The organism is Pseudobdellovibrionaceae bacterium, from assembly GCA_023954155.1.
Taxonomy (GTDB): domain Bacteria; phylum Bdellovibrionota; class Bdellovibrionia; order Bdellovibrionales; family UBA1609; genus JAMLIO01.
In genome coordinates, this window is sequence record JAMLIO010000003.1 from 46,532 (window position 1) to 70,698 (window position 24,167).

Sequence of the window (24,167 nt, forward strand, 5' to 3'; positions counted from 1 at the left end):
CTAACCCACCTTCCAAAGGAAAGATAGAATCTTCCAGTTGACGAAGTAGTAAAGCACAAAACACGCAAAGAAGATCAAAACAAGAATCATTGTTCCTGGAGCACCTTTTTTATGAACAGTTTCTACATTGTCTCCTTGGTGCATCTGTGTGGGTAATCGCAATACACCTTGAGGAATACCACTTGCCCCTTCACGTAAAGCCTGTTCTGTAAGAGGTTTCCCAAAAAACACCGTCACAACAGCAATCACCACAAATAGCAGAGCACCAGTGGCTGCTAACAAACCACCCACACCCATAGAGGCTTGAGAGATCCACACCGCAGGGTGGAACTCTACAGAAAATGGCGCATTAGAAAAAGAAGAGTCCCAATGTCTACGTGGAACACCAAAGATTCCCATGTAAATCATAGACATACACATCAAACTCATGCCTCCGCCAAAAATCCATGGCTGAAACTTTGCTAACTTCCAAAAGGCAATTCGTTTTTGAAAGATCAATGGCAACACATAATAAGTCACAGCCATAAATGCTAGTGCTGTCCCACCTGCCACTGTCGCATGGAAGTGACCAGGTAATCTCATAGTGTTGTGAACAATAATATTGATCTGTTCAGTCCCGATCACAACTCCAGTAATCCCGCCCAAAAATCCAAAGATCACCACAGACAACGCCATTCCCGAAAATCCAGGATCACTCCACGGTGCTTTTCTGAGCCATTCAAACTTTCCTGCATTGAATCCACGTAGGCGTTGTCCCATTTCAATTCCTGCAGGAACAGTGAAACCATGAACCATACTGGCCAAGACCGCCAAATACATCGCGTAACTGGTGTTCCAAATCTTCCATGCCGATCCAAATCCAGGGTCCACCAAGAGATGGTGAGCAGAAGCCATGGAAATAAAAAGAATGTATAGAACAAAGGCCGTACGACTGACCTTTTCATTAAGCACAACAGCCCCCACCGTGAGGCCTCCAAGCAGATACCAAACAGAAACCATCGCCGCCACGTTGATCTGTTGCGAGGAGTGTCCTAAGGCCCAAAATAAAAGTCTATATAACTGAGCATCGAGTTCAATCAGGTTCATCGACCACAATAAAGCAGGAATGTAAGTTGCGGCCCCATGGACTAAGGTGATCACAGCGATAATAGCAGCTGTCATCGCTCCAAAGGTCACCAGTGGCACACTGCCCTTATAGGTTTTTTCTCGTTTAGCGACCACCAGAGCGGCAAAAAATAAGGACGTTGCAATTAAAGCTCCCACTGCAAAAAGAATCACACCCAAGTAATAGAGAGGATGAGCCTGTAAGGGAGGATAAGAGGTAAACAACACATCGGCTTTACCCATCAAAACCATAGTATTTACCATGATCATCCCGATCACCATCAAGGCAAAAGCCGCCCAACCTATCTTAGGCGTGGGTTGCCGCGCATTGAGCAGCACAGGTCCCGCAAAATACAAAATCGCCATCTCAAAAAAGATGATGAAAAAGATCAACATATTCAGCCCATGCAGAGTCAAGAAACGGTAGTAGTACTCTGCCGACAAAAGATGCACACTTTGCCATCGGGTCAGCACCAGACCGAAAGCCGCTGTCACTCCAATTAAAAGACAGACAATAGCGATCACCGCATTGGCCTTAATTAAATTTTCAGAATCTTTATTTACTTTTAAACCAGTTACGGCACAGGTTCTGAACCGAGAACTTAGGTTTTGAATAACACCACTCATTTTTAGCTCCTCTACATCACTCAGTTACCAGAACCTTACCGACCATCATATGGTGTCCGATTCCACAAAATTCATTACAAATGATTCTAAAATCCCCAGCCTGATTCGGCGTGATCTTAAGACCGTAGTCATATCCAGGAATAACTTGGAAGTTGATGTTCACTGGAAACAAAGCAAAACCATGGTTAATATCAATAGAGGAAAGATGAAGCGTGTACTCCACACCCTTTTTTAATTTTAAAACGGGATACCATTGCCACATTCGTCCCACAAGATAGATATGCGAACCTGGAGGAGGCTCAACCACTGGAATTCCAGACTCTTCTCCTACCTTAAACTCTTCAACAAAGCGTTGCGTGCGTGCCATAAAGTCCATGGGGTCTACTTTGTATCGAATCCCCGACGGGTTTTGCCCACCACGAATGTGCCACACAGGCATCATGGCAAACAGGATCATGCACCATATAAAAGCCACAGTGATCCATACTTTTTCTTGGGAGGGAACATTCTTCCACCAAACCCCTTCTGGGGGAACGATTCCTGAGTGCATAGTTTCTTTTTCTGACATGTCATTTTCTCCAGTGTGTGAAAGTTCTATGGAAGAGGGGCCTTAGAAAGCATCATGATTTCTAAAATTCCCCAGCCAGTATAAAAAAGGACCATGGTGATCAACCCCAATGCCAACCATAAAAAAGGTCGATCATATAGTTTCTGAAAATACGGCACATCTTCTTCGGTGGTTTTGTTGTCTTGATCGTTTGTCATTTTACCTGCCCTATGTATTTAGTATGTCTATCTTTATTTATGGCAAAACTTTTCGTCAGCGAGCGGTCTTGTCTTTGGCGGCTGTTCAATGAACCACCGCTTGGGTCTTGATCGAACCGATAAAAACAAGACCCACTACCCCAAAAGGATTCATGATAACCCCCCAAGACGCTTTAAATTGACTTGAGTTACGGTAACATAAACAAAATGTAGTGGAGTATGATCTGCATCATGTAGGGCAGAAGCTTTCAGTAGAAAATATAAAATGTCAGCATAGGAGCAAGCTGCCAAGATACTAGATTGGCAAACAGTGAAGCCACAAAGGTTTTCTTAGCAGATATTCTAAAAATCCATGCGTGCAATAGAGTTTCTGCCCCAATAGCAAAGATTTCTGCGATAAGTATATTTTCAATATACGACAGTGATAAGCGCATGATCACAAAAAAGACTAGGGGGTGGGTTAAAAGATTTGTTAGCGTCACCATAATTGACGTCTGTTTTATATTCAAAGACGATTTAAATATAAAAACATAAAACAAAATATAAACTGGAACTTCCAGAAAATTGGACTGAAAAAAAATATAAACGTAAGACAACCCACTCATATGTGACCTTGTCTTTGGGGATTGCCAAAGTCAGACTTCCTGAACTTACAAAGAAGAAGGACAACAAGTACATCTAATGTAAAAATCAAAAAATAGAGCAACCCTTTGCTTCCAGCATCTGCAATCTGAGGAGACTGATCGTAATAGGGTGTCAGATAAGTGTCATTGAAAATGTAATTTTTAAAAATTCCACTGGGGGTCAACATCGTGGCAATATCAAAGTTCACAGGATAAGGGCTGATCAAGTTATAATGTGAAATCCATGAGATTAAAAAAACAAAACCGACAATCGCCACAGCAATTATCGGTTTGAAAGAATACTTTTTTTGAATCACATAAAACATTAAATTTTATGATCAAATCTTAATAAGGTTGTGGATAAGTCTTACGGTAATCAAGAGGTTTCATGGACCAGTTGTCGCCTTCGTCTGTCCAATTTCCTTTATATAGACTGACAGTGCACTCGGGCTGTCTAGGCGCAAACACAGCATTAGGATATCCACCAAACTCGTCATCACTATCAAAATCAAGGTTTGTCAGTTCACCCGCAGCGCAACCAAAGATCAAAGTCCAACCCTTGCTTGCTACCATCACACCACGCTCAGAATCTTGTAGCTTATCAGCAACCTGAGGGCTAACCATAGAATAAAGTACAGATGAATAGCTAGGTAAAAGGCGCATAAAATTTGCGGCGTCTTTGCCATAAAACTTAATCTCTGTTCCTTCTTTAGCATTCGTAGGAGCAATGCCTTGCACATTGATGTAAGCCATACCGCCATCGTTAGCCATCACGTTCATGGCAAAAGTTAATGTCAAAAGACCTAATAGGTATCTCATAGTATTTCCCCTTTTAATTGTGTATTTAAAAACCACCAACTTGGCTCTTGTATGCCCCAAGCTTACTGGAAGTCAAATCCTAAGTATTTTAAAGTCCACGCAATTGACCCATTCGTCCATAAAAAGCCTGTTTGGGTGGGGTACTTAGAATGATCTTCCACGGGGGTACTCTTTCTAGCCAAATCTAACTTTTCGTAGAATTGACCTTTTTCAAGATAGACATCCAGATTGGTTGCAAGCCACTTACTGGCTATTCTATTTGCATCAGACCTAAAGCCATATTGCGCCAGCCCTTGGATCGCCATGACTTGAAAAGGAGCCCAACCATGAACTCCGTCCCATTGCTTGTCACTCTCACGCAAGCTGGACGCCGCAATGCCGCCTGGTAACTCCAGAACATTAAGAAGTGTGGGACGCATTTGTCTGGCTTGCTCTGGCGTTGCTAAACCCACAAATAGAGTTGAAAACACATCTCCTGAAATCCCTGACATCAGCTTCTGCTCAGTCATGTGGTAATTTTGAAATGTTTGAAGTTCGGGGTTCCACATGTACTTTGACATTCTTTGTTGTCGTAACTGGGCCGCGTTTTCGTAATTTCTTTGAGCCACTGTGTCTTTAGCCATTTCTGCCAGCCAACTTAAATTCTTTTCATAGGCATACATAAAACTGTTTAACGACACAGTAAGTGTCTGACTGGCTTGTCCTTGAAATATGTTGGTGTGATCTAACCCTGATTCAGCTTCAGCACGAACATCTCTATAGGTGCGACCCAAGCTAGATTCCACATCATGTGAGTGTCGTTCTGGTCGAGGCTCATTATATTTATCAGAATAAAAATTAAGCCCTGTCTTGATATCCAAACGTTCTGCCATCCAAAAATTGGAATAGTCATTTTTAAGAGCAGGATAAACCTCCTGCACCAGCCACGTTTCAATTTCTTTTTGAGTTTGGACATCTAAGTTGCGAGTGCCTTCATACACTAAGCGCGCCATCATAGACACCACGGGCGGCTGTGAACGGCTTAAATAATATGTACGTAGCCCATTGGGAATTAAACCATAAGTGTTGACCAGTTCAACAAAATTACTCAGTTGAGCGACTGGCAACTTCCAGCGTCCCGTTGCCATCAAACCCATACTGCCAAAGTAAGTATCCCAATAATAGCCTTCACGAAACCGTCCCCCAGCAATAAGGATAGGCTCTTTGACATCTAATAGACTACTCCCCTTGTAGGGATTAGTTTTTCTCACTAAGGTGGGCCATACTTTTTCCACCCCACCAAACATGGCGCTCAACTCCGCTACAGAAAGCGATCCTTTGTAATCTGTGGGAGGAACTAATGTTTTCTCTGGACCAAGAAGCTTAGGGTCAACAAAGTTTAATTCTGTTTTATATTCAAAAAACAAAAGTAAGATTTGTCTCGAATAAGCCACTTGTGAAAGTTCATTGGCGCGAGAAGCACTGATGCCTTTTTGAATAAGCTGATCATAAATCCTTTGTCGATAAAGCTTACTTTCTTGAATTAAAGACTGACGCTCAGTGGGAGTGAATGGGCGTGGGATCAAATCTGAAATGTATTTAAAGTCAGGATGAGCTTTCGTTGCACGAGCAAAGTTCTGCCAAATCCCCGCCCAAGTCTGATCATAAAGATCCAAAGCCGTAGAAACTTCTGTTATTGGCTGTGATAAGTAGCCTTCACAACTTCTTTTCGCCCATACAGTTGTCATTGGAAAAAATATAAAACTAAAAATTACGGCTCTCTTAAAAATCAATATTACCCACTCCCAAATCAAGACTTTTTACCTTTAAACTTCTAATGCCATGCCCATGCCATAAGAACTCTAATCTATCTTGTGCTGACACTAAAGTTGTCAAAAATCTTTACACTTATTTTAAGCTCATGACATTTTTTGAAACCACAGGTGGGTGTCGTAAGACTTTTACTTGAAGTTATTCTTAAAATAAATTCTAAATATTACATGTTTGTCTTAAAATTCATTCCAACAGCTTAACCGCTTGATGCTAATTTAAGCCCCCAGATAGCTTTGCCTAACCTGATCGTTGGCCAATAACTCGGCTCCTGTACCTTCTAAGATCACGTTCCCAGTTTCAATCACATAAGCTCTGTGTGATATCTTTAAGGCTTGTGTGGCATTTTGTTCTACCAATAATATAGTTAAGCCTTCTTGATTTAATTTTTGCACGATTTCAAAAATTTGTGCCACAATCAAAGGAGCTAATCCCAACGAAGGCTCATCCAAAAGTAATAACTTGGGCCTAGACATCAGCGCGCGACAGATCGCCAGCATCTGTTGTTCCCCGCCAGATAAAGTTCCAGCCAGCTGCTTAATACGTTCACGAAGTCTAGGGAAAAATTCTAAATACTTTTCTCTGTCTTGGTCGACTTCGTTCTTATCTTTTCTAGTGTAGGCCCCCATCTCTAGGTTCTCCCACACCGTCATATCTGCAAATACACCACGTCCTTCAGGAGATTGCGCTAAACCTAATGGCACTCGCTCAAAACTTGGAATCTTAGTGATGTCTTGACCTTCAAACTCAATGATCCCTGTTGAAGACACAAGCCCCGACAAAGCCCGCAGTGTACTGGTTTTACCAGCACCATTAGAACCAATCAGAGATACAATCTCTTGAGTGTCCACATGAAAGCTGATCCCTTTGATGGCATGAATACCACCATATTTCACGTTGAGGTCTGATACATTTAAAATCTGACTCATATCTTCACCTCTTCTTCAGGAACACCCAGATAGGCCGCAATCACCTTTGGATCTTTTTGCACCACTTCTGGAACACCTTCACAAATGAGTTTCCCGTAATCTAATACTAAAACGCGTTCACAGATTCCCATCACGAGTTTCATGTCGTGCTCGATCAGTAAAATGGTCAAATCAAATTCTTTCCGAATACGAGAGATCGTTTCCATCAAAGTGATTTTTTCTTTGGGATTCATACCCGCAGCTGGCTCATCAAGCAAAATCACTCTAGGCTTTGTGGCTAGGGCTCTAACAATCTCTAATTTTCTTTGTTCCCCATAGGGTAAAGACGTGGCCTCTTCGTGAGCTTTATGTTTTAAATCAAAGATTTCTAATAATTGCAGAGCATACTCTGTGCTTGCATTCTGATTTGTAAAAAACTTTGGTGTCCGAACTAAAGCTTGTAAAATATTGTAATCCACATGTTGATGAGCGGCGACCAGTACATTTTCGAGTACAGTCATCTGTTTAAACAGTCGAATGTTTTGAAAAGTTCTAGCCATCCCCATCTGAGAGATACGGAAAGGCTTAATCCCATTGATGACCTGCCCATCAAGTATAATTTCGCCGTCTGTGGGACAGTACACACCTGTAAGCATATTAAAGATTGTCGTTTTACCTGCACCATTAGGTCCAATCAACCCCACAAGTTCGCCTTCATTCAGTTGTAGACGGAAATTATCTACGGCTTTCAGTCCACCAAATGTCATGCAGATATTTTTGACGTTAAGAATATTAGCGGCGGACATCGTCCCTCCCCAATTTAACGTAACGTCTCCAAAGTTGAACCCCTACCTGAGAGTAATGCTTCCAAACGTGAATCAGTTCTTTATTTCCAAATAAACCTTGAGGACGCCAAATCATAAGAAGAACCAAACTTAAGGCATAGATCACCATTCTTAAATCCACACCCGTCATGGATTGCAGTGGACGTAAAACTTCAGGCATTAGGGTGATAAAAACAGCCGCCACTAAAGACCCTGTAATGCTACCCATACCACCGAGAACCACCATAATCACAGCGTCTACACTTTTTAAGAAAGAAAATGTGGCAGGGTTTAAGTAATTCGACACATGGGCGAAAATGGCTCCTGCAATTCCTGCAAAAAAACTTGAAATGATAAAGGCCCATACTTTAGTTTTTGTGGTGTTCACACCCATGGCTTCTGCGGCGATCTCATCATCACGAACACTCATAAAGGTCAGACCGTAACTGCTTCTGATCAATCTATAAATCACAAACACAGTGACCAAAACCCAAAAGGCCGCCACAATGTACGCAGAAAAAAAGCGACTGATCGAAAACAGTTCATAGTTAATACGTGGAATGGCTGGAATTTCGTTTAATCCACGCGCACCACCCACAACCTCTAAGTTTAAAAGTAGCACCCGAACGATCTCTCCAAATCCCAAGGTGACAATGGCCAAATAATCTCCGCGCAAACGTAAAGACGGGATACCTACGATCAATCCAGCAAATGCGGCCGCTAAACCCCCAGCTAAAGCAAAAAGCACAAAACTAAAATAAACAGCGATCCCTGGCAGAAGTGGACAATTTAGACTGAGATAAGCTGAAACATAAGCCCCAATGGCCATAAAGCCTGCATGGCCTAAGCTGAACTGACCCGTAAAACCATTTACTAAGTTTAAGCTTAAACCCAAAATCATATTGATCATGACATATAAAATCATGAGCTTAATAAAGGGGCCAAAACTCAACTCAAAAACAATGCCTAAAAGCAGGCAGGCTAAAAAGCTTAATAAAGGGAAGAGTAGAGATTTTTTCATCAGACTTTTTCCGTTTGATTTTTGCCTAATAGGCCTGTGGGTTTAAAAATTAAAATCACAATAAGAACACCAAAAGCAAAAGCATCACGATAAGTAGAAGACAAATACGCCACCACCATCTCTTCTGAAAGTCCCATGATCACACCGCCTAAGACGGCTCCAGGTACACTTCCAATTCCACCTAAGACTGCGGCGACAAAGGCTTTAAGTCCTATAAGAAGCCCCATAAGAGGATCAATCTTAGGATACTTCATACCCACAAGTACACTGCCCACCCCAGCAAGGGCCGAACCCAGTACAAAAGTGAACGCCACAATCCGATTTGTGTTCACACCCATAAGACTTGCCACAGTAGGTGAAGTGCTTACGGCACGCATAGCACGTCCTGCACGAGTGTGATGGATGATGAAGTGTAAAACTCCCATAGAGATTAAACCGATAACTAAAATGATCACATCAAAACTACGAACTTTAGCCGCGCCTAAATCTAAAACTACGGCATCATTGATCACATTAGGAAAAACTTTAGGGTTAGGACCAAAGATCACTTGTGCTGAATACTCTAACAGCAGACTAACCCCAATGGCTGTGATCAATAAGTTTAAACGAGGTGCATGTTGCAAAGGACGATACGCTAAACGTTCGATCAAGAGTCCTAGTAGCGCACAGGCCAGTATGGAGGCCCCTAAAAGAATCAATAAAGTCGGAAGTCCAGGACTGGATTCAATTCCCAAGTATTTCGCAGTGTAATAGGCAGCAAAGGCTCCAACCATATACACATCGGCATGAGCAAAGTTGATCAGCTTTAAAATACCATACACCATGGTATAACCCAGAGCGATCAACGCGTAGATGCTCCCTAAACTGATTCCATTGATAATATGTTGCAGAAATTCCTGTTGCACGCCCTGATCTCCTCTACCCTAACTTCATTTTATTCTGGCTCAATAGTGGTGACCATTTTTTGATGGCCCTTTTCAATCTTTACAACTACTGCACTTTTTTTAGCATCCCTATTTTCATCGATACTGATTTTACCTGTCACACCAATAAAGTCTTTCGTCTTTGCTAGCTCGTCACGAATCTGCTCAGGAGTTAAGTCTTGTGTTCTTGCCATAGCTTCAAATAAGATTCGAGCTGTATCATACCCTAAGGCTCCTAAACCATCAGGAATATCTTTATACAGCTCTACATATTTTCGAATAAAGTCTTGAGCAATAGGGTCCTTAGTGTCTTGAGAGTAGTGATTAGAAAAATAACTGTCGTTCACAGCATCTTGACCAATCTCTGTCAGTTTAGCACTGTCCCAGCCATCGCCACCTAATAGAGGCACATCAATACCCAGTTGCTTAGCTTGGCGAGCGATCAACCCCACTTCAGTGTAATAACCAGGAATAAAGATCGCGTCAGGTTTATGGGATCGAATTTGGGTCAACTGCGCTTTAAAATCAATATCTCCTGCTTGGTATGTCAGATCAGATACGATCTCGCCACCTCGATCCTTCACACCTTTTTTAAAAAAATCTGCCAAACCCACACTGTAATCAGATTTCACATCACGTAGGATTGCTAGTTTTTGGGCCTTAAGATGTTCCATGGCAAATTTCGCCATCACCCACCCCTGAAAAGGATCAATGAAACACACGCGAAAAATATACTCCCCAATCTGAGTCACTCTGGGGTTTGTAGAACTAGGAGATACAAATGGAATCTGTGTCTCTTGAGCCACTGGTGCCGCAGCCAAGGTTCTAGAGCTGGCTACGCCTCCAATCACAGCAATGATCTCTTTGCGAGATAACAAACGAGTGATCACAGAGCGCGCCTCTTCGTTTTTACTTTGATCATCCATTGAGACGACCTGAACTTGCTTGCCGTGAATTCCACCTGCTTTGTTAAGTTCCAATAAAGCCAGCTTGACCCCATTATAAGAGCCTTGGCCAAAAGTAGCCTCGCTGCCTGTCATGGAATCGTAATGCCCAATATAGATGACATTGGGGTCTATTTTTCGTGTGCAAGCACTGTTGATAAAGGTCAAGACCAGCCCATACATAAAGACCTTATAATATCTATTCACTCTCAACTGTCCTTTTTCACTTTTCTTCGTTTGTTCATTTAAGACTTTAAATTCGGAGGGTCATTGAGACACAACACCAAGGTTCGGTGCTATCAATCCCGTGGGCGGTGGGTCAAATATAAGTTCTCACTGCACTGCGGTGAATAGAGTATTAAAGTAGAAATTTTACAAAAAAACGTGGTTTAACTCCTAATATTAAGTCCCACCAAAATGAATCGAGGTTTTTGTGAATCAACACCATTCTGCTCCCCACGAGGCCATAGATCCCACCTTTGTTCCGCTGCAATTGCAGACCCGAACCACATGGTTCACGACGGCACTTATCGCTGTCTTCGCTTTGATCTTTGGCATTGAACTTTTGACTTCACAGTCTTGGGTGGCTCCCACCTCCCTTGCGCTTGTGACCATGGGAGCCCTTAGCCATTTTTTGATTTTAGAGCATAACGAATGGTATCGCATTTTAGCGGCAGCATTTTTACATGGCAGTTATATGCACCTTCTTTTTAATTCTTTAGCTCTACACATGGTGGGTCGCCCCTTAGAGATGCTCATTGGTAGAAAATGGCTGTGGGGGCTTTTTATCTTAAGCGCATTAGGCGGTGGGCTGTTTAGCCTTGTCATTAACTCCAGCAGCACTTTATCTGTAGGGGCTTCTGGCGGTATTATGGGACTGATCGCAGCTCTTTTTGTCCTCTCCTATCGTTTCCCTAAAGGCAAAGACAGAAAGCGTACACAAATTCAATTACTTTACATGCTTGTCCCTGCTCTTTTACCTATCTTTACCATTGGACAGATGAAAATAGATTTTGCTGCTCACTTTGGTGGAGCCATTACAGGTGCCATATTCGCTTACGGATTTTATTTATCTTGGAAAAACCAACATGCCCCAAAGTGGATCAAATTTGGAACACCTTTACTGGTTCTCACAAGTTTAATCACCCTTGTTACATTGATTTGGGCAGGTTTTAATTACAGCAAAATTCAAAAAGAGCTACGACTGGAATCAGGACTCATTCCTTCATCGGAATTGCAAAAGTTCATGAGCGAGCCCGAAGCAAGCCTTGTAGCTCAGCTTCAACAGTGGAAAATTGAATTTCCTAAAGACCCTCGCGTGCCTTATCTTCTGGCTATGATCTCTTTGGATCAAAACGAATTGCAACTTGCCGAAGACCAAGCGCAGGAGGCTTTGCAAATTTTAACTGAATCTCAATCTAAAATGTTTCAAGAGCGTTTTGAATATGAGATTCGCAGCACTTTAGCTCTTGTACAGCTTCGTTCTGACAAAAAAGCCGAAGCCAAAGAGACGATTCAACCCGTGTGCCCCATTGCAATGGCCGCCTTAAGCGAAGACCCTAGACACGCAGAGATCAAAGCCCTTTGTGAAGAACTATGATCTATACGATGTTTCTTGTTTGTTCTTTCATTTTCTGCTTAGAAGCTCAAGCTTCTGGGACAACAACAACGGACAATGCTGATCAAGTCAGCTCAGAGGTGATGGCTAAGGCTCAAACATTGACACTCACTCAGGCCCAAGCTTTTGTGCCTTTGACGGAAGATACCAAAGAAGCAACTTGGACTGTGGCATCAGCACAAAGTGATTTTTATGCCCAGCTTGACCCTGTGATTTTTAAAAGCTCTGCGACTTACGGTCCTACAGTCACGGTCATTCACACTCAAGATTTAGAAGACAAATCCTATACCCAAGTTTTAGACTTACTCAGAAACGAAGCAGGACTGGATGTGGTTTCAGCAGGTGGCGTAGGACAAACCACCTCTGTTTTCATTCGTGGGGCCAAATCCGAACACACCTTAGTGTTAATTGACGGCATTGAAGTCAATGATCCTTCCACTCCGACACGACTGTTTGATTTTTCTAATATGACCACCGAAAGCATAAAGCGCATTGAAGTGTACCGAGGTGCCCAGACCGTACGCTTTGGCCCCGATGCTTTAGGAGGAGTGATCAACATCATCACCAAGTCTGATGGTTCACAGCCTCAAAGCCTTGTACATATTGAAGCAGGGTCGTTTGGCACTTTGGGAGTGAGCCTTGAACATCTTAATCACAAGGGACCCGTGCACTGGCTGACAGGGGTAAATTACTCTCGACTTGATGGGTTCTCTGCTGCTGACTCTGGTACAAATTCTGAAGCTGATAGTTTTGAACGCTTTTCTTTTAATCAAAAGATAAAGTGGAACTTAAACACGGATGCACATCTTGAGACTTTGGTACGCTTTAGTCACACACAAACAGACTTAGACTTTGAAGGTGGGCTTAACGGGGATGATCCTAACTATGAAACAAAGTCCACTCAATATCTGATGGGGCTTAAATATCGGCATAGTTTTTTTGATCTCTTCCAAACTCAACTTGGATTCTCCTACACCGCTCACGATAGAGATTATGACAACGCCCCTGACCCCTTACACGCCACTTTATATAAAGAACTTTTTAAAAGCCAAAATTTAAAGTTTGAAAATTTAAACTCATGGCAACTGTCCACAAGGACACGTCTAGATACCATTTTGCAATATCGAGAGGAACAAGCCTCTTCAGAACAAAATCTGGACGGCACACTCAGTTCACTTGCTGATCTTTCGCAAAGTTTTTTTGGCCAAGCTTTGATCTTAGAGCACACGATCAAAAACCTTACACTGCAGGTGGGGACTCGCCACGATCAGGCCGAATACACTCGCACTGAATCTTTATGGTCGCATTCTCTTTCTGCCGAGTACACCTTAAGCCCTAGTCTTAAAATCAATTCCAATATAGGGACGGCAGTGAAAACTCCATCGCTGTTTCAACTGCACTCTTCCTTTGGAAATTCTAATTTACGATCTGAAAAGGCGTGGACTTGGGATGTGGCTATTGAGAAAGTCTTTAATGACACCCATCATTTTATTGTTTCGATTTTTGGACAGCACTACACCCAACTTATCGACTTTGATACCACTCTTTCTACCTATAACAACATTTCCGATGTAGAGATTTATGGTGCAGAGCTTTCCACCTTTCATGCCTTAGGGGCAAATTTTGAATTGCAAACGCACTATAAATTTTTAAACGCAAAAGATAAGGCGCAAAACCAAAAACTAGTACGCCGACCTGATCATACGCTGAGCGCCCAACTTAAGTATCAGATATCCAAGTTCAATTTTCATTTAGGATTAAGATATGTAGATCAACGCCCCGATCTTGATCCTGTCTCGTGGTCAAGAGTAGCACTGGCCTCGTATGTGCTAGGAGATGTGATGGCCACTTATGATTTTAAGTCTGATTGGCGCCTTAAAGGTCGAATTGAAAATTTATGGGATGAGAAGTATCAAAATATCGCAGGCTATAAGACCTCCCCTCAAGCTTTTTATTTGGGTCTTACAGGGAAATTTTAATCTTATTCGTCTTTTATTGTATAAAAATAATGCCGCTAATATAGTTTAAACTTTTAAAATCAGAGACAAAAACATCTGTATCACTGGGAAGCTCATACCCCAAATTGAATATGTCCAAAAGTCGATTTTTTTGTGCCAGTTTTATAACGTAACTCTCTACATTTAATTTTTTATCATATTGGTTTTGATAGAGGTCTTGCAATTTTTGAACTTGAGACTTAAGAAGTCCTTCCTTACTCAACTGCAGGGCCACGTGCAAAGCGCCTGCATACACAATCACTTTATCATTGGGATTGCGTTCTAAATGCAAAGCGATCTGACTGGCCATTGTATCATCACGTACAACAATATTTTGTAGAAGGTCAGAGTTTTGTACTCCTTCTCTTTGATCAATGCCTATAATTTTTATTTTATTTTTCTTCGCAGATTTTAGTATTTCAGCATATCCATCTTGGCTATAAGTCCAATGGGCATTCAGCACAGATAAAATCTCTTCTAGGCTGATCTTATCATTAAAAAAGTCATCTAAATCTTTCTGCGCTGAAAAGGGAAACATCTCCATGGCTAAAATACGAAAACCTTCAGAGGCTAATAGGTCTAACATCCCAGCCAATTCTTTTTGCACAGGTATATCTATGTGTCTTTCACCAAAATAAAGAACTTGTGTGTCTTCATTCCAAAATCTCTGCCTCTTGACCTTAGCCCAGTCCGAAGCCTGCGCCTCAAGCGTACTACAGACAAAGTCTCTTTTGGCCTGTTCGTAAGATACAGACGTAGTGGTCACACCACGGTCGGAATCTAAACACTGCGGAATCATTCTTTGGGCTTGGGATTTAGAAGGTAGGGACTCGATATTTTCTAAAAGTAAATATTCGTAATCCATGGGGTACAAGATGTGTGTCGGCGCAAGAGGCAAAGCCCATGCGTTAGGAATTATCCATCCTAGGAAAATCATCGTTTGAATGACAAGAGCAAAACACGTTTTGGTCTTCATACTTACCCAAGTCTGCTTTTACAAAAACAATATGGGCCCACACAATCAAAGTGTTTCTATCTAAGGCATAAGATTTAGTAATGCGTATAGAAAAAAGACGTAAAAAATCAGCTCAAATCAAGGCTTTGTACCAATCCTGCCTCATCCAAAAACTTCCTAGAAAAATAACAACTTTTATAATATTCTATGGGAATGAAAAAAATTACACTCTATAAATCTTCTCTCTTATGTCTTTTTTCACTGATGATCTTCTCTTTACCCCTTACCTATGCCAACGCATTGGGGGGTAAAAAACCCACTCCCACAAAAAGTGCCATATCTCCCAAAGATCATACCGTAAAAACCTTGCCTGAAGGATCAAAACTGGCTCTCACGCCTCAAAGTTCTTTTTATAAAACCTATATCACTTGGCGTGATAAACTCACTCTTGATCCTCAAGTGTGGGATAAGGTTTTTTTATTTTTAGATAAAAATCATGAAAAATTAGATCCCAAAGAAGTGTGTTTGGCCACTGACAATAAAAGCAATCGCGAAAAGATCAGAAATCTGAACTGTCTTGTGATTGTGGACTACACGAAAAGTAAAATGGAAAAGCGTTTGCACCTCGTAGATCTTAAAGACAATAAAGTGCACAGCGTTTACACAGCTCATGGCAAAGGTTCAAATATTGATGGAAACGAGATTGATCTTACAGCCAGCAGATTTTCCAACACCTCTGGTTCACTGCAAACTTCTTTAGGGTTTTACCTGTCCGCAGAACCTTACAACAGTTACAAAGACACCTTTGGCCCAGGCCCTCAAAACGGTATCAAACTGGATGGAATCAGCTGCACCAATAACAATGCTCGTAAAAGATATATTGTTATGCACACCGCTAAATATGTTCCCGAAGAGGTCACCGACGAGAAGTCCATTGGCTACAGTGAAGGCTGCATCACTTTCACCTCAGCGCAAAAGTCTCTGATGCACAAGTGCATGCACGGAGCTTTGGTATACGCTCATGGGAATTAAAAAAGGCGAACTTCAAGTTCGCCCCTTCCTTCTGCTTTTATAAGCTTCTCTCTTAAAACTATACTGCTTCCTCTTCTCCGTCCTCATGATCTAGGTCGTCTAAGATATCACTCAAGTTATGCTTTTTGGCTCTGTAGCGCATAGATCTAAATGTGATATTTAAAAGTTTAGCGGCACGTTTTTTAACCCCACCAGCTGTGTGCATGGCTTTGATTAAAAGTTCTTTTTCAATCTGATCAATGATCTTATCTAAAAATATACCCTCTTCTGTCACTTCGATTTCATGTGTGGACGCCAATTTACGGCCTTCTGAAGTTTGAACAAAGGGCGGTAAGCTTTCTGGTAAAATGGATGTTCCTGACTCTAAAGCAATAGTGCGCTCAATGATATTTTCCAATTCACGCACGTTACCAGGGTAAGCATAAGACTTTAAAATCGACATAGCTTCTGCACTTATACCTTGAATGCTCTTACCTAGTCTGTCGTTATACTTTCTTAAAAAGTGATTAGCTAAAACAGGGATGTCACTCACGCGACTTCTTAATGGAGGAGACTCAATATTGATCACATTCAAACGATAATAAAGGTCTTGTCTAAATGTTCCTTCATTGACCATTTGCTGTAAGTCTCTGTTGGTGGCCGCAATAATACGAACATCAATTCTTTGATCTTCAGTAGCACCCACTCTACGAATCACTCTTTCTTGTAAAGCTCTTAAAAGTTTAACCTGGATACTTAATGGCAACTCCCCGATTTCATCTAAGAACAGAGTTCCACCATTGGCCACTTCAAACAGACCTTCTTTATCTGTCACAGCCCCTGTAAATGAACCTTTCTTGTGACCAAACATCTCTGATTCCATTAAGTTTTCAGGAATGGCACCACAGTTGACTGTAACAAAGGGTTTGTTTTTGAATTCCCCATTATAGTGGATCGCCTTAGCGATCATCTCTTTACCCGTACCACTTTCCCCTGTGATCAGTACGTTTGAAGGAGTAGACGCCACACGTTTAATCATATCAAAGATGTGGTGCATCTCACCCGTGTTCCCAACTAGGTTTTGAAAATTATATTCGCGATTTAATTCTTTCTTTAAAGTTTTGTTTTCTTTCTCTAAAGATAAGCTTCTTAAAGCATTTGCAATATTGATACGAACTTCATCAATCTTAAAGGGTTTAGTGATATAGTCGTAGGCACCAATTTTCATAGCTTCAACCGCAGATTCTGTAGTTCCAAAGGCAGTGATCATCATAAAGATAGTTTGAGGGTAATGATCTTTTACATATTTCAAAAGTTCCATACCTGTCATTTCTGGCATTTGGAAATCTGAAATTACTAAATCAAAAGACTTTTTCTCTAAAATATCTTTGGCTACTCTGCCGTTTTCGGCACAAGTCACAGAATAACCTTCTTTTTTTAGCATGATCTCAAGAAACTCTCTGATAGACTCTTCATCATCAACTACTAAAATTCTGTGCTTTAAAGACATTATGTTACTCCTCTAAGACAATCATTCACTAATCTATCGGCAACTTAATTAAAAAAGTTGTACCTTTTTTCACTTCTGATGAAACTTTTATTTCTCCCGAATGACCTTCGATAATTCTATGAGTAATAGCCAGACCTAAGCCCGTACCCTTGGCTTTGGTCGTATAAAATGGTTCAAAAACTTTAGATAAAATTTCTTTAGGGATACCAAGACCATTGTCGGACACTTCAATAATATAGAAACGTCCTTCCACTCGACCAAAACCCCTTACAAAAGCCCCTGGAGTGTCTTTTACAGCTTGGAAAGCATTCACAATGATATTTAATAGAGCCTGTTTAAGCTTGCCCTTATCGCACAAAATCTCGCAAGACTCGAAATTGTATTCTAAGCTTACATTTTCAATCATTTCTTTATTGAATTTGATGAGAGTAAAGATATCCTCAACCATATCCTGAATTTTGGTTCGATCGGCTTTGCGCACTTCTGGTCGAACAAAACTTAAAAATTCAGTGATCAGATTATTTAAACGATCGATCTCTTTAATAATAATAGAAAAGAGTTTGTCGTTTTCTGGACTTAAGCCCTTTGTTGTTTGTTGTAACATTTCCACGCTACCACTGATACTGGCCAAAGGATTTCTAATCTCATGGGCAATACCACCTGCAAGTTGACCCACAGCCGCTAATTTTTCCTTCAAGGCCAACTCTTTCTCTAAATTTTTGACCTCTGTTAAGTCTTGTAACAGTACAATCCACCCAGATTCAAAAACATCGTTTCCTGGCAAATAGGTATTGATCATTTCTAAATATTTTATTTTGTCATCAGCTTTGATCTCTATTTCTTCACGAAAGGTGGCTTTGCTCTTGGGAGATACCTTTTGAAAATATCGTTCAAGAACCGGTAAAGATTCACCCACAGTAACTTTAGAAGGCAAAATATGTGCTGCTGCCTGATTATAATAAGAGATTTTATTCTCGCTGTTTAAAGTGATTAAACCCGTTCCCACATTTTGGACCACAACATCGCTAAAGCTCTGCAATTGCACAAGGTCTTCTTTCGTTTTGATCAACTGCTTGTCTTTATCTAGGTAAAGTTCACCTAGATAGCCAGAAATTAAAGCCACAATATGAAAACTGGCAATATTAAATAAAAAGGGAACTGACTCTAAACCTGAAAAACTGGGATTGCCTTTAGCAAAACACACGGCATATAGCACCGAAGTGAACCCCGCTAACACTAAACTTGTATCTCGCCCATACAGTACTGAACACAGTCCGATATTTACTAAAAATAAAAATGTAAATACAGGATATGAGTAATAGGTGATGTAAATAACGAGTGCCAAAAAACAAGCATCAATAAAAAAACTGAACCTCTCTAACTTTTTAAAGTTCTTATCTTGTAAGAAAACAAGACTAGTGAGGTGATAAATCAACGCACAAAAGATCACCATATACACTGGCATCCACACTTTACTGTTAATAAAATACGGATGGATGTACTGTGTTGCCAAAGAGATCACTATGGCAACAAGGTAGTATCCAATACGAATACACTCTGAGTAAAAAGATAAGCCGTACAAACCTTTTGTTGCAGTTTTGGCAGGCATAGGAGTGTTGATCACATTTTGCACACTCAGTTATCCTCCTGTAACGGCTCCTGCCATATTAAAGATCGGTAAGAACATCGCAATCACCAAAAATCCAATGGTTCCACCCAAGAATACAATCATCAGAGGTTCAATCAGACTGGTTAAAGCATCTGCCGTGGCTTCCACTTCTGTTTCATAAAAGTCCGCAATTTTAGTGAGCATCAAGTCGATGTTCCCCGTCTCTTCACCGATAGCAATCATCTGTGTCACCATCAAAGGAATGGTCGATGACTTTCTAAGAGGATCGACAAAGTTACGACCTTGTACAATAGAATCTTTAGATTTTTTTAGGTCTCTTTCTACCACTGCGTTTCCTGTTACTTCGGCGGCAATATCCACGGCTTCCACAAGCTGAACACCTGCCTTTAACAAGGTCGCTAGTGTTCTAGACATTCTGGCGATACAACTTTTGATCAATAAACTTCCAAGAACAGGAATGCGAATCAATAAACCGTCAACCGTAAAGCGTCCAGGGGGCGTACTGTAATAGATGTATAGAATAATCGGTGTTCCCACAACTACGATCAACCCGTACATCCAGCCATCTCTTAAAAGCTGACTGATATCGATCACCATTTGGGTCAAAGCAGGAAGGTCTTGTCCTTGATCGGCAAAGATGGTCTGCATTTTAGGAATCACATAAATTAAAATTACAGCAATAGCTGCAAAGGCCACCAAAACCGTAATAGCAGGATACCACAAAGCACCTGTGACCTTGGCTTTTAAAGCGTTACTCTTTTCAATATAAACCGCGAGTCGGTTTAAGACTTCATCTAACACCCCTGCGGATTCACCCGCTTTAATCAAATTCACATAAAGCTTACTGAAAATCCCTGGATACAGCTCCATAGCTTCTGACAGTTTACGTCCCGCAGTCACCTGCCTAATAATATCTAAAACCGCAGATTTAAATTTTTTGTTACGAATACTGTCAGCAATACTTTGTAAGCTCTCCACAACAGGTACACCTGATTCAATCAGTACGGCAAACTGACGACTGAAAATCTGCAATTCCTTGGCAGAAACTCCACCAGTAAGGCGTGTTTCAAACAAGTCATTGCTCATTCTGACGTTGATCGGAGATAGCTCTTGGCTTCGTAATAAAGTTCGGGCTTCAGCAATGCTTGATGCCTCTACCACACCCGTGACCAATTTACCCGCATTGTCCTTTGCTTGAAAGCTGAACTTCCCCTTGGCCATACTACAAAGCCCCCTTTAGTAGATATACTAAAAACTGGGCTAGAAAATTCTAAAGCCCTGATTTTTTTAGCATATAATCAAGATGACTTGGATCGGGAGCAAGTTCAAATGCTTTTCTTAGGTCTATAGACCTTTTTAAAACCTTAGTATGTAAAGACTGAGCGATATCTAAGCCGTTTGTCTTAAAGTCACTTATAAAAAACTCTAAAAACTCTGGCGTGGACAGAGAGCAAAACTTCTCTTTGGCAATACTTGAAAAGGGATAGGCTTCATAAGCGTATTCTTTTTGTCCATCATGAAACCAAGTTTTAAAGGACAATAGCCCCACCAAAGAACGTCCCAGCTTGAACTTGGACTCCCAGCTGTTGGTATGAGCCATAAGTTGAACTAGACCTTCGGCTACACTCACGCTGTTCACATGGGCCAACACAAAACTTCCCGCGTCCAAGTAGTCCCCAATGGCACGAATGTCATTTGCATTTTTGATCTCGCCAAAACGCACCACATCTGAATCAAATCTAAAATCTTTTAATGCGAGTCGCTGTTCTTCTTCGACGTTCACATTGAATTTACCATCCACAAAGACGGGCGTTTCTTTACGTGATCGGAAATACAAACCTGATCCCGATTCTAATCCCATTTTTTTGAGATAAATACTGCGTTCAATTTTATCCAGCTCCATACGCTGTGTATGTGTGGTGATCAGTAATCCCGAAGAGGCTTCAATAAAGGAATCTAAAATCTGTGGAAAGATATAATCTTGACCCGCAATGGTTTTGATCAATTTGGTCAAAGTGAAGTAAACACCTTCTTCTACCAAAACTGCATCCACATTTACCATTTGGTCTTGAATTTGAATCTCTGCCGACACTCGTTCTGTTTTTTTAAGCTTATGGGTCAGCTGCGCACCAAACAGACTATGAAAAAATCGAAGCGTGGCCTCTGGGGACAGCACTTGTCCCAAAAGCTCTTGCTCCTCTTTTTCATTCTTTAGGGCTAGCCTAGAAAAGGGCGCCACATATAAGCTTTGAAATTGAGTTTGCTCTAAATATTTTTTTAAAAACTGATTTTCATCATTCTTCATCATCACGCACCGAACAGTTAAGTACTTCCTCAACCGTTGATACGCCATCGCGAAGTCTTGTGAGTGCTGACATCCTCAGTGTATGAAATGTCCCCTCTGCCACCGCTCGCTTCTTCATATCCACAGGTGAGTCACCATTAAGTATGGATTTTCTCACCTCGTTTGTCATTTGCAAAATCTCAAAAACTGGAATTCGACCTTTATAGCCTGTTCTATTGCATTGGTGACAGCCTTTACCGCGTTTTAAGTTCTGGTACAGATGCAGGTCATCTTCAGAAACCCCTAGCATCTTTAAATCTTTTTCTGGAACCTGCGCGGGTTCGATACAAAACTTACAGATTCGCTTCATTAAACGCTGTGCGATAACTAAAGAGACCGTTTCTGACACCACATAAGACGGAATCCCCATATCCACTAAACGAGTCACAGTTCCCACAGAGTCATTCGTATGGAGCGTAGAAAGCACCAAGTGACCTGTTGAGGCGGCTTTAAACGCAATTTGCGCTGTCTCTAAGTCCCTGATCTCCCCCACCATGATGATGTCTGGATCTTGACGCAAAAAGCTTCTTAGAGTGGACGCAAAGTCAAACCCGATATCAGGATGCACCTGAACCTGATTGATCCCATCTAAGTTGTATTCCACTGGATCTTCCGCTGTAGAAATATTCACATCCGCACGGTTCATAGCATCTAAGAACGAATACAAGGTTGTAGTTTTACCACTTCCTGTAGGACCCGTAACCAACACCATCCCTTGGGGACGAGAAATAATATCTTTAATAACCCCTAGGTCATCCTCATGGAAACCCAGAGTAGCAATATCAACGTTTAAACCCGAAGAGTCTAACACCCTCATCACCACTTTTTCACCAAAAAGACAAGGAATCACACTCACCCTAAAGTCAATTTCTTTACCTTGGGACATACGAACTTTTAAACGCCCATCTTGAGGTCGACGTCGTTCCGCAATATCAAGACGACTCATAATTTTGATACGACTCACGATCGCAGAAGCCGCTCCCTGAGGTGGTTCTAGCTTTTCAACCAAAGCCCCATCCACACGATAACGTATGCGCACGCGCTTTTCATAAGGCTCAACGTGAATATCTGAAGCGCCACTGTAGATCGCATCAGCTAACATTTTATTTACGAATTTAATAATGGCACTGTCTGTACCAGAATGTTCACTATCGGGATCTTCGTCAGCGTCAATGATATCTGATTCAGCAATAGTGGCTTCACCACCTTCACCCATCATATTCATAAAGGAATCAATATCACCTGTGGGCACATAGTATTTGTTGATGGCTCTTTCAATAGCAGACTCCGTAGCCACGACCACTTCTAAGCGCATTTGCGCCACCGCCGAAAGATCTTCAATCACAAAAGGATCACCAGGATCGGCCATAGCCAGAATCAGCTTACGCCCCCCTGCTTTTGCAATGGGCATCACTTGGTATTTACGACACACCTGAGGGTTTAAAGACCCAAGGGCTTCTTTTTTAACCTCAAACCTGTCCAAATCCAGTTTAGGCACTTTAAATCGCTGAGAAAGCAAGTCTTGCATCTCTTCTTCAGTGATCTTGCCCTCAGCAAGAAGCACCTTTAAGAAGCTTTTTTTACCATCTGCTGCCAGCTTTCGAAGTCTCTTGACCTCTTCCACAGGCATCAAGTTCTTCTCTAAAAGCACACGTTCCGCACCACTTTTCACAAATTAGTCTCCCGAATAACTCTTTATCGGCGGAAATTTAAAAAACGTAACTTTTAAATTTGGAAGGGTTCAAGTCCAAAGTATTGGGCCGCAAGCTCAACATCCTTAGTAATTTGGGCCCGAAGAGCCTCTAAAGAGTCGAACTTTTTTTCAGGACGAAGGTAGGTATGGAAGTGAACTTTAAGATTTTTCCCATAAAGATCAAGGTCTTCCCCCAAAATATAGGTCTCTACATTGCGATCTAAAATGTCCCAATGGGTATTCACCGTGGGTCTTAACCCCACATTGGTGACAGCAGGATAGAGCTTGCCCTCAAGCCCGACCTCAGTGATATAAACACCATTTAAAATGGGGGCCGATATGTTGATATTCGCAGTAGGAAACCCCATTCCCTGCCCCACTTTATGACCATGTTCGATGGCCCCTTCAAGGGTGAATTTGCGTCCAAGATAATGGGCTACCTCTTCGACTTTTCCTTGCAGCAGCAACTCACGAATCAAAGATGTTGAAACCCTCTGGTCATTTTCTAGGTAAGGATTAAAAACTTTGATCTGAACAGACTTTTCTTTGGCCCATTCTAACAGCTGAGGCAATCCTCCAGATCTCTGCTTTCCAAAACGAAAATCGTGTCCCACTAATAAAAATTTAATGTTTAATGGAGTCAGATATTTACTGATGAACTCTTCGGGTGCCAACTCTGACAGTTCTTTATTGAAAGTCTCAATCCACAAGCCATCTACATGAAGCTGACTCATCTGTTCTTTGAGATCCTCAATTGAAAAAAGTCGATTTCTAAAGGGATGATCGGGTTGCAAAATGGCTCTGGGATGGGGGCTAAAGGTCATGACTAAGCTTTTTAAGCCATAGCTCTGGGCCGCAAGCTCTAAGTCCTTTAACAGCGCTTTATGCCCAAGATGGACCCCATCAAAGTTCCCTATGGTCAGGGCAAGGGGCTCATCTGTAAGAGAAGCGCAGACCTCGTTTATGGAATAGAGCATTTTCATGCCAGACACTCTGCAAGTAATTGATTTGTCTGACAAGCCTTGGTAAAAGATGCGTTGCA

22 protein-coding genes are annotated in these 24,167 nt (G+C 41.5%); 3 read left to right on the forward strand and 19 right to left on the reverse strand.

The features are described 5' to 3' along the window. From M9899_04560 to M9899_04615, 12 genes are all read right to left on the reverse strand, one after another. On the reverse strand, nucleotides 1–1,731 hold the full coding sequence (locus tag M9899_04560) for a cbb3-type cytochrome c oxidase subunit I (GenBank protein ID MCO5113429.1): 1,731 nt from the start codon (nucleotides 1,729–1,731) through the stop codon (nucleotides 1–3). Between the two features lie 16 nt (nucleotides 1,732–1,747). After that, nucleotides 1,748–2,299, reverse strand: coding sequence for a hypothetical protein (locus M9899_04565; protein MCO5113430.1), 552 nt, complete (start codon nucleotides 2,297–2,299; stop codon nucleotides 1,748–1,750). 26 nt (nucleotides 2,300–2,325) lie between these two features. Further along, nucleotides 2,326–2,496, reverse strand: a complete 171-nt coding sequence (locus M9899_04570; protein ID MCO5113431.1) for a hypothetical protein — start codon at nucleotides 2,494–2,496, stop codon at nucleotides 2,326–2,328. A 248-nt stretch (nucleotides 2,497–2,744) separates the two neighbouring features. Continuing rightward, the gene (locus M9899_04575) at nucleotides 2,745–2,981 is read right to left on the reverse strand and encodes a hypothetical protein (protein ID MCO5113432.1); all 237 of its coding nucleotides are present in this window, start codon (nucleotides 2,979–2,981) and stop codon (nucleotides 2,745–2,747) included. Between the two features lie 116 nt (nucleotides 2,982–3,097). Then, a complete protein-coding gene (locus M9899_04580; protein MCO5113433.1) occupies nucleotides 3,098–3,436 on the reverse strand; it encodes a hypothetical protein in 339 nt (112 codons plus the stop codon). Nucleotides 3,437–3,464: 28 nt separating this feature from the next. Beyond that, nucleotides 3,465–3,938 carry a hypothetical protein gene (locus M9899_04585; protein MCO5113434.1) on the reverse strand — a complete coding sequence of 158 codons (474 nt, stop codon included), beginning with the start codon at nucleotides 3,936–3,938 and terminating at the stop codon, nucleotides 3,465–3,467. A gap of 62 nt (nucleotides 3,939–4,000) precedes the next feature. Beyond that, nucleotides 4,001–5,710: an alpha,alpha-trehalase gene (locus tag M9899_04590; GenBank protein MCO5113435.1), complete on the reverse strand. Its 1,710-nt coding sequence runs from the start codon at nucleotides 5,708–5,710 to the stop codon at nucleotides 4,001–4,003. Nucleotides 5,711–5,965: 255 nt separating this feature from the next. Beyond that, nucleotides 5,966–6,676: an ABC transporter ATP-binding protein gene (locus M9899_04595; GenBank protein MCO5113436.1), complete on the reverse strand. Its 711-nt coding sequence runs from the start codon at nucleotides 6,674–6,676 to the stop codon at nucleotides 5,966–5,968. Next, entirely contained in the window at nucleotides 6,673–7,461 is a 789-nt protein-coding gene (locus M9899_04600) for an ABC transporter ATP-binding protein (protein MCO5113437.1), read from the reverse strand. The genes M9899_04595 and M9899_04600 overlap by 4 nt, the downstream gene beginning before the upstream one ends. Continuing rightward, complete coding sequence (locus tag M9899_04605; protein ID MCO5113438.1) at nucleotides 7,448–8,500, reverse strand: branched-chain amino acid ABC transporter permease; 1,053 nt, start codon at nucleotides 8,498–8,500, stop codon at nucleotides 7,448–7,450. Before M9899_04605 ends, M9899_04600 begins: the two co-directional genes overlap by 14 nt. Beyond that, on the reverse strand, nucleotides 8,500–9,405 hold the full coding sequence (locus M9899_04610) for a branched-chain amino acid ABC transporter permease (protein MCO5113439.1): 906 nt from the start codon (nucleotides 9,403–9,405) through the stop codon (nucleotides 8,500–8,502). Before M9899_04610 ends, M9899_04605 begins: the two co-directional genes overlap by 1 nt. Before the next feature lie 29 nt (nucleotides 9,406–9,434). Then, entirely contained in the window at nucleotides 9,435–10,574 is a 1,140-nt protein-coding gene (locus M9899_04615) for an ABC transporter substrate-binding protein (GenBank protein ID MCO5113440.1), read from the reverse strand. A gap of 226 nt (nucleotides 10,575–10,800) precedes the next feature. On the opposite strand from M9899_04615, the gene M9899_04620 reads away from it, so the two are divergent. Further along, nucleotides 10,801–11,967 (forward strand): rhomboid family intramembrane serine protease, encoded by a 1,167-nt coding sequence (locus tag M9899_04620; protein MCO5113441.1) that lies wholly within the window; start codon nucleotides 10,801–10,803, stop codon nucleotides 11,965–11,967. Beyond that, nucleotides 11,964–13,964, forward strand: coding sequence for a TonB-dependent receptor (locus tag M9899_04625; GenBank protein MCO5113442.1), 2,001 nt, complete (start codon nucleotides 11,964–11,966; stop codon nucleotides 13,962–13,964). Before M9899_04620 ends, M9899_04625 begins: the two co-directional genes overlap by 4 nt. A gap of 13 nt (nucleotides 13,965–13,977) precedes the next feature. Here M9899_04625 and M9899_04630 read toward each other — a convergent pair whose 3' ends face one another. Continuing rightward, nucleotides 13,978–14,958 carry a ChaN family lipoprotein gene (locus M9899_04630; GenBank protein ID MCO5113443.1) on the reverse strand — a complete coding sequence of 327 codons (981 nt, stop codon included), beginning with the start codon at nucleotides 14,956–14,958 and terminating at the stop codon, nucleotides 13,978–13,980. Nucleotides 14,959–15,150: 192 nt separating this feature from the next. Between M9899_04630 and M9899_04635 the strand changes: the two genes are divergently transcribed. Then, nucleotides 15,151–15,969: a murein L,D-transpeptidase catalytic domain family protein gene (locus M9899_04635; GenBank protein ID MCO5113444.1), complete on the forward strand. Its 819-nt coding sequence runs from the start codon at nucleotides 15,151–15,153 to the stop codon at nucleotides 15,967–15,969. Between the two features lie 58 nt (nucleotides 15,970–16,027). Here the strand turns inward: M9899_04635 and M9899_04640 are convergent, their stop codons facing one another. The 6 genes from M9899_04640 to M9899_04665 are packed head-to-tail and all read right to left on the reverse strand — an operon-like array spanning nucleotide 16,028 to nucleotide 24,108. After that, complete coding sequence (locus M9899_04640; GenBank protein ID MCO5113445.1) at nucleotides 16,028–17,458, reverse strand: sigma-54 dependent transcriptional regulator; 1,431 nt, start codon at nucleotides 17,456–17,458, stop codon at nucleotides 16,028–16,030. A gap of 28 nt (nucleotides 17,459–17,486) precedes the next feature. Continuing rightward, nucleotides 17,487–19,091, reverse strand: coding sequence for an ATP-binding protein (locus M9899_04645; GenBank protein ID MCO5113446.1), 1,605 nt, complete (start codon nucleotides 19,089–19,091; stop codon nucleotides 17,487–17,489). A gap of 6 nt (nucleotides 19,092–19,097) precedes the next feature. Next, on the reverse strand, nucleotides 19,098–20,309 hold the full coding sequence (locus tag M9899_04650; protein MCO5113447.1) for a type II secretion system F family protein: 1,212 nt from the start codon (nucleotides 20,307–20,309) through the stop codon (nucleotides 19,098–19,100). Between the two features lie 49 nt (nucleotides 20,310–20,358). Then, a complete protein-coding gene (locus M9899_04655) occupies nucleotides 20,359–21,396 on the reverse strand; it encodes a hypothetical protein (protein MCO5113448.1) in 1,038 nt (345 codons plus the stop codon). Then, nucleotides 21,383–23,104 (reverse strand): type IV-A pilus assembly ATPase PilB, encoded by a 1,722-nt coding sequence (pilB, locus tag M9899_04660; GenBank protein ID MCO5113449.1) that lies wholly within the window; start codon nucleotides 23,102–23,104, stop codon nucleotides 21,383–21,385. Before pilB ends, M9899_04655 begins: the two co-directional genes overlap by 14 nt. Nucleotides 23,105–23,157: 53 nt before the next feature. Then, nucleotides 23,158–24,108 (reverse strand): bifunctional riboflavin kinase/FAD synthetase, encoded by a 951-nt coding sequence (locus M9899_04665; GenBank protein ID MCO5113450.1) that lies wholly within the window; start codon nucleotides 24,106–24,108, stop codon nucleotides 23,158–23,160. Nucleotides 24,109–24,167 lie beyond the last annotated feature (59 nt).

Bases quoted from the DNA above. Each gene is read 5' to 3' on its own strand.
- M9899_04575 (MCO5113432.1), bottom strand. From the start codon at position 2,981: ATGGTGACGCTAACAAATCTTTTAACCCACCCCCTAGTCTTTTTTGTG.
- M9899_04630 (MCO5113443.1), bottom strand. From the start codon at position 14,958: ATGAAGACCAAAACGTGTTTTGCTCTTGTCATTCAAACGATGATTTTC.
- M9899_04635 (MCO5113444.1), top strand. From the start codon at position 15,151: ATGAAAAAAATTACACTCTATAAATCTTCTCTCTTATGTCTTTTTTCA.
- M9899_04650 (MCO5113447.1), bottom strand. From the start codon at position 20,309: ATGGCCAAGGGGAAGTTCAGCTTTCAAGCAAAGGACAATGCGGGTAAA.
- M9899_04625 (MCO5113442.1), top strand. From the start codon at position 11,964: ATGATCTATACGATGTTTCTTGTTTGTTCTTTCATTTTCTGCTTAGAA.
- M9899_04605 (MCO5113438.1), bottom strand. From the start codon at position 8,500: ATGAAAAAATCTCTACTCTTCCCTTTATTAAGCTTTTTAGCCTGCCTG.
- M9899_04595 (MCO5113436.1), bottom strand. From the start codon at position 6,676: ATGAGTCAGATTTTAAATGTATCAGACCTCAACGTGAAATATGGTGGT.
- M9899_04600 (MCO5113437.1), bottom strand. From the start codon at position 7,461: ATGTCCGCCGCTAATATTCTTAACGTCAAAAATATCTGCATGACATTT.
- M9899_04665 (MCO5113450.1), bottom strand. From the start codon at position 24,108: ATGAAAATGCTCTATTCCATAAACGAGGTCTGCGCTTCTCTTACAGAT.
- M9899_04565 (MCO5113430.1), bottom strand. From the start codon at position 2,299: ATGTCAGAAAAAGAAACTATGCACTCAGGAATCGTTCCCCCAGAAGGG.
- M9899_04560 (MCO5113429.1), bottom strand. From the start codon at position 1,731: ATGAGTGGTGTTATTCAAAACCTAAGTTCTCGGTTCAGAACCTGTGCC.
- M9899_04585 (MCO5113434.1), bottom strand. From the start codon at position 3,938: ATGAGATACCTATTAGGTCTTTTGACATTAACTTTTGCCATGAACGTG.
- M9899_04640 (MCO5113445.1), bottom strand. From the start codon at position 17,458: ATGTCTTTAAAGCACAGAATTTTAGTAGTTGATGATGAAGAGTCTATC.
- M9899_04570 (MCO5113431.1), bottom strand. From the start codon at position 2,496: ATGACAAACGATCAAGACAACAAAACCACCGAAGAAGATGTGCCGTAT.
- M9899_04655 (MCO5113448.1), bottom strand. From the start codon at position 21,396: ATGATGAAGAATGATGAAAATCAGTTTTTAAAAAAATATTTAGAGCAA.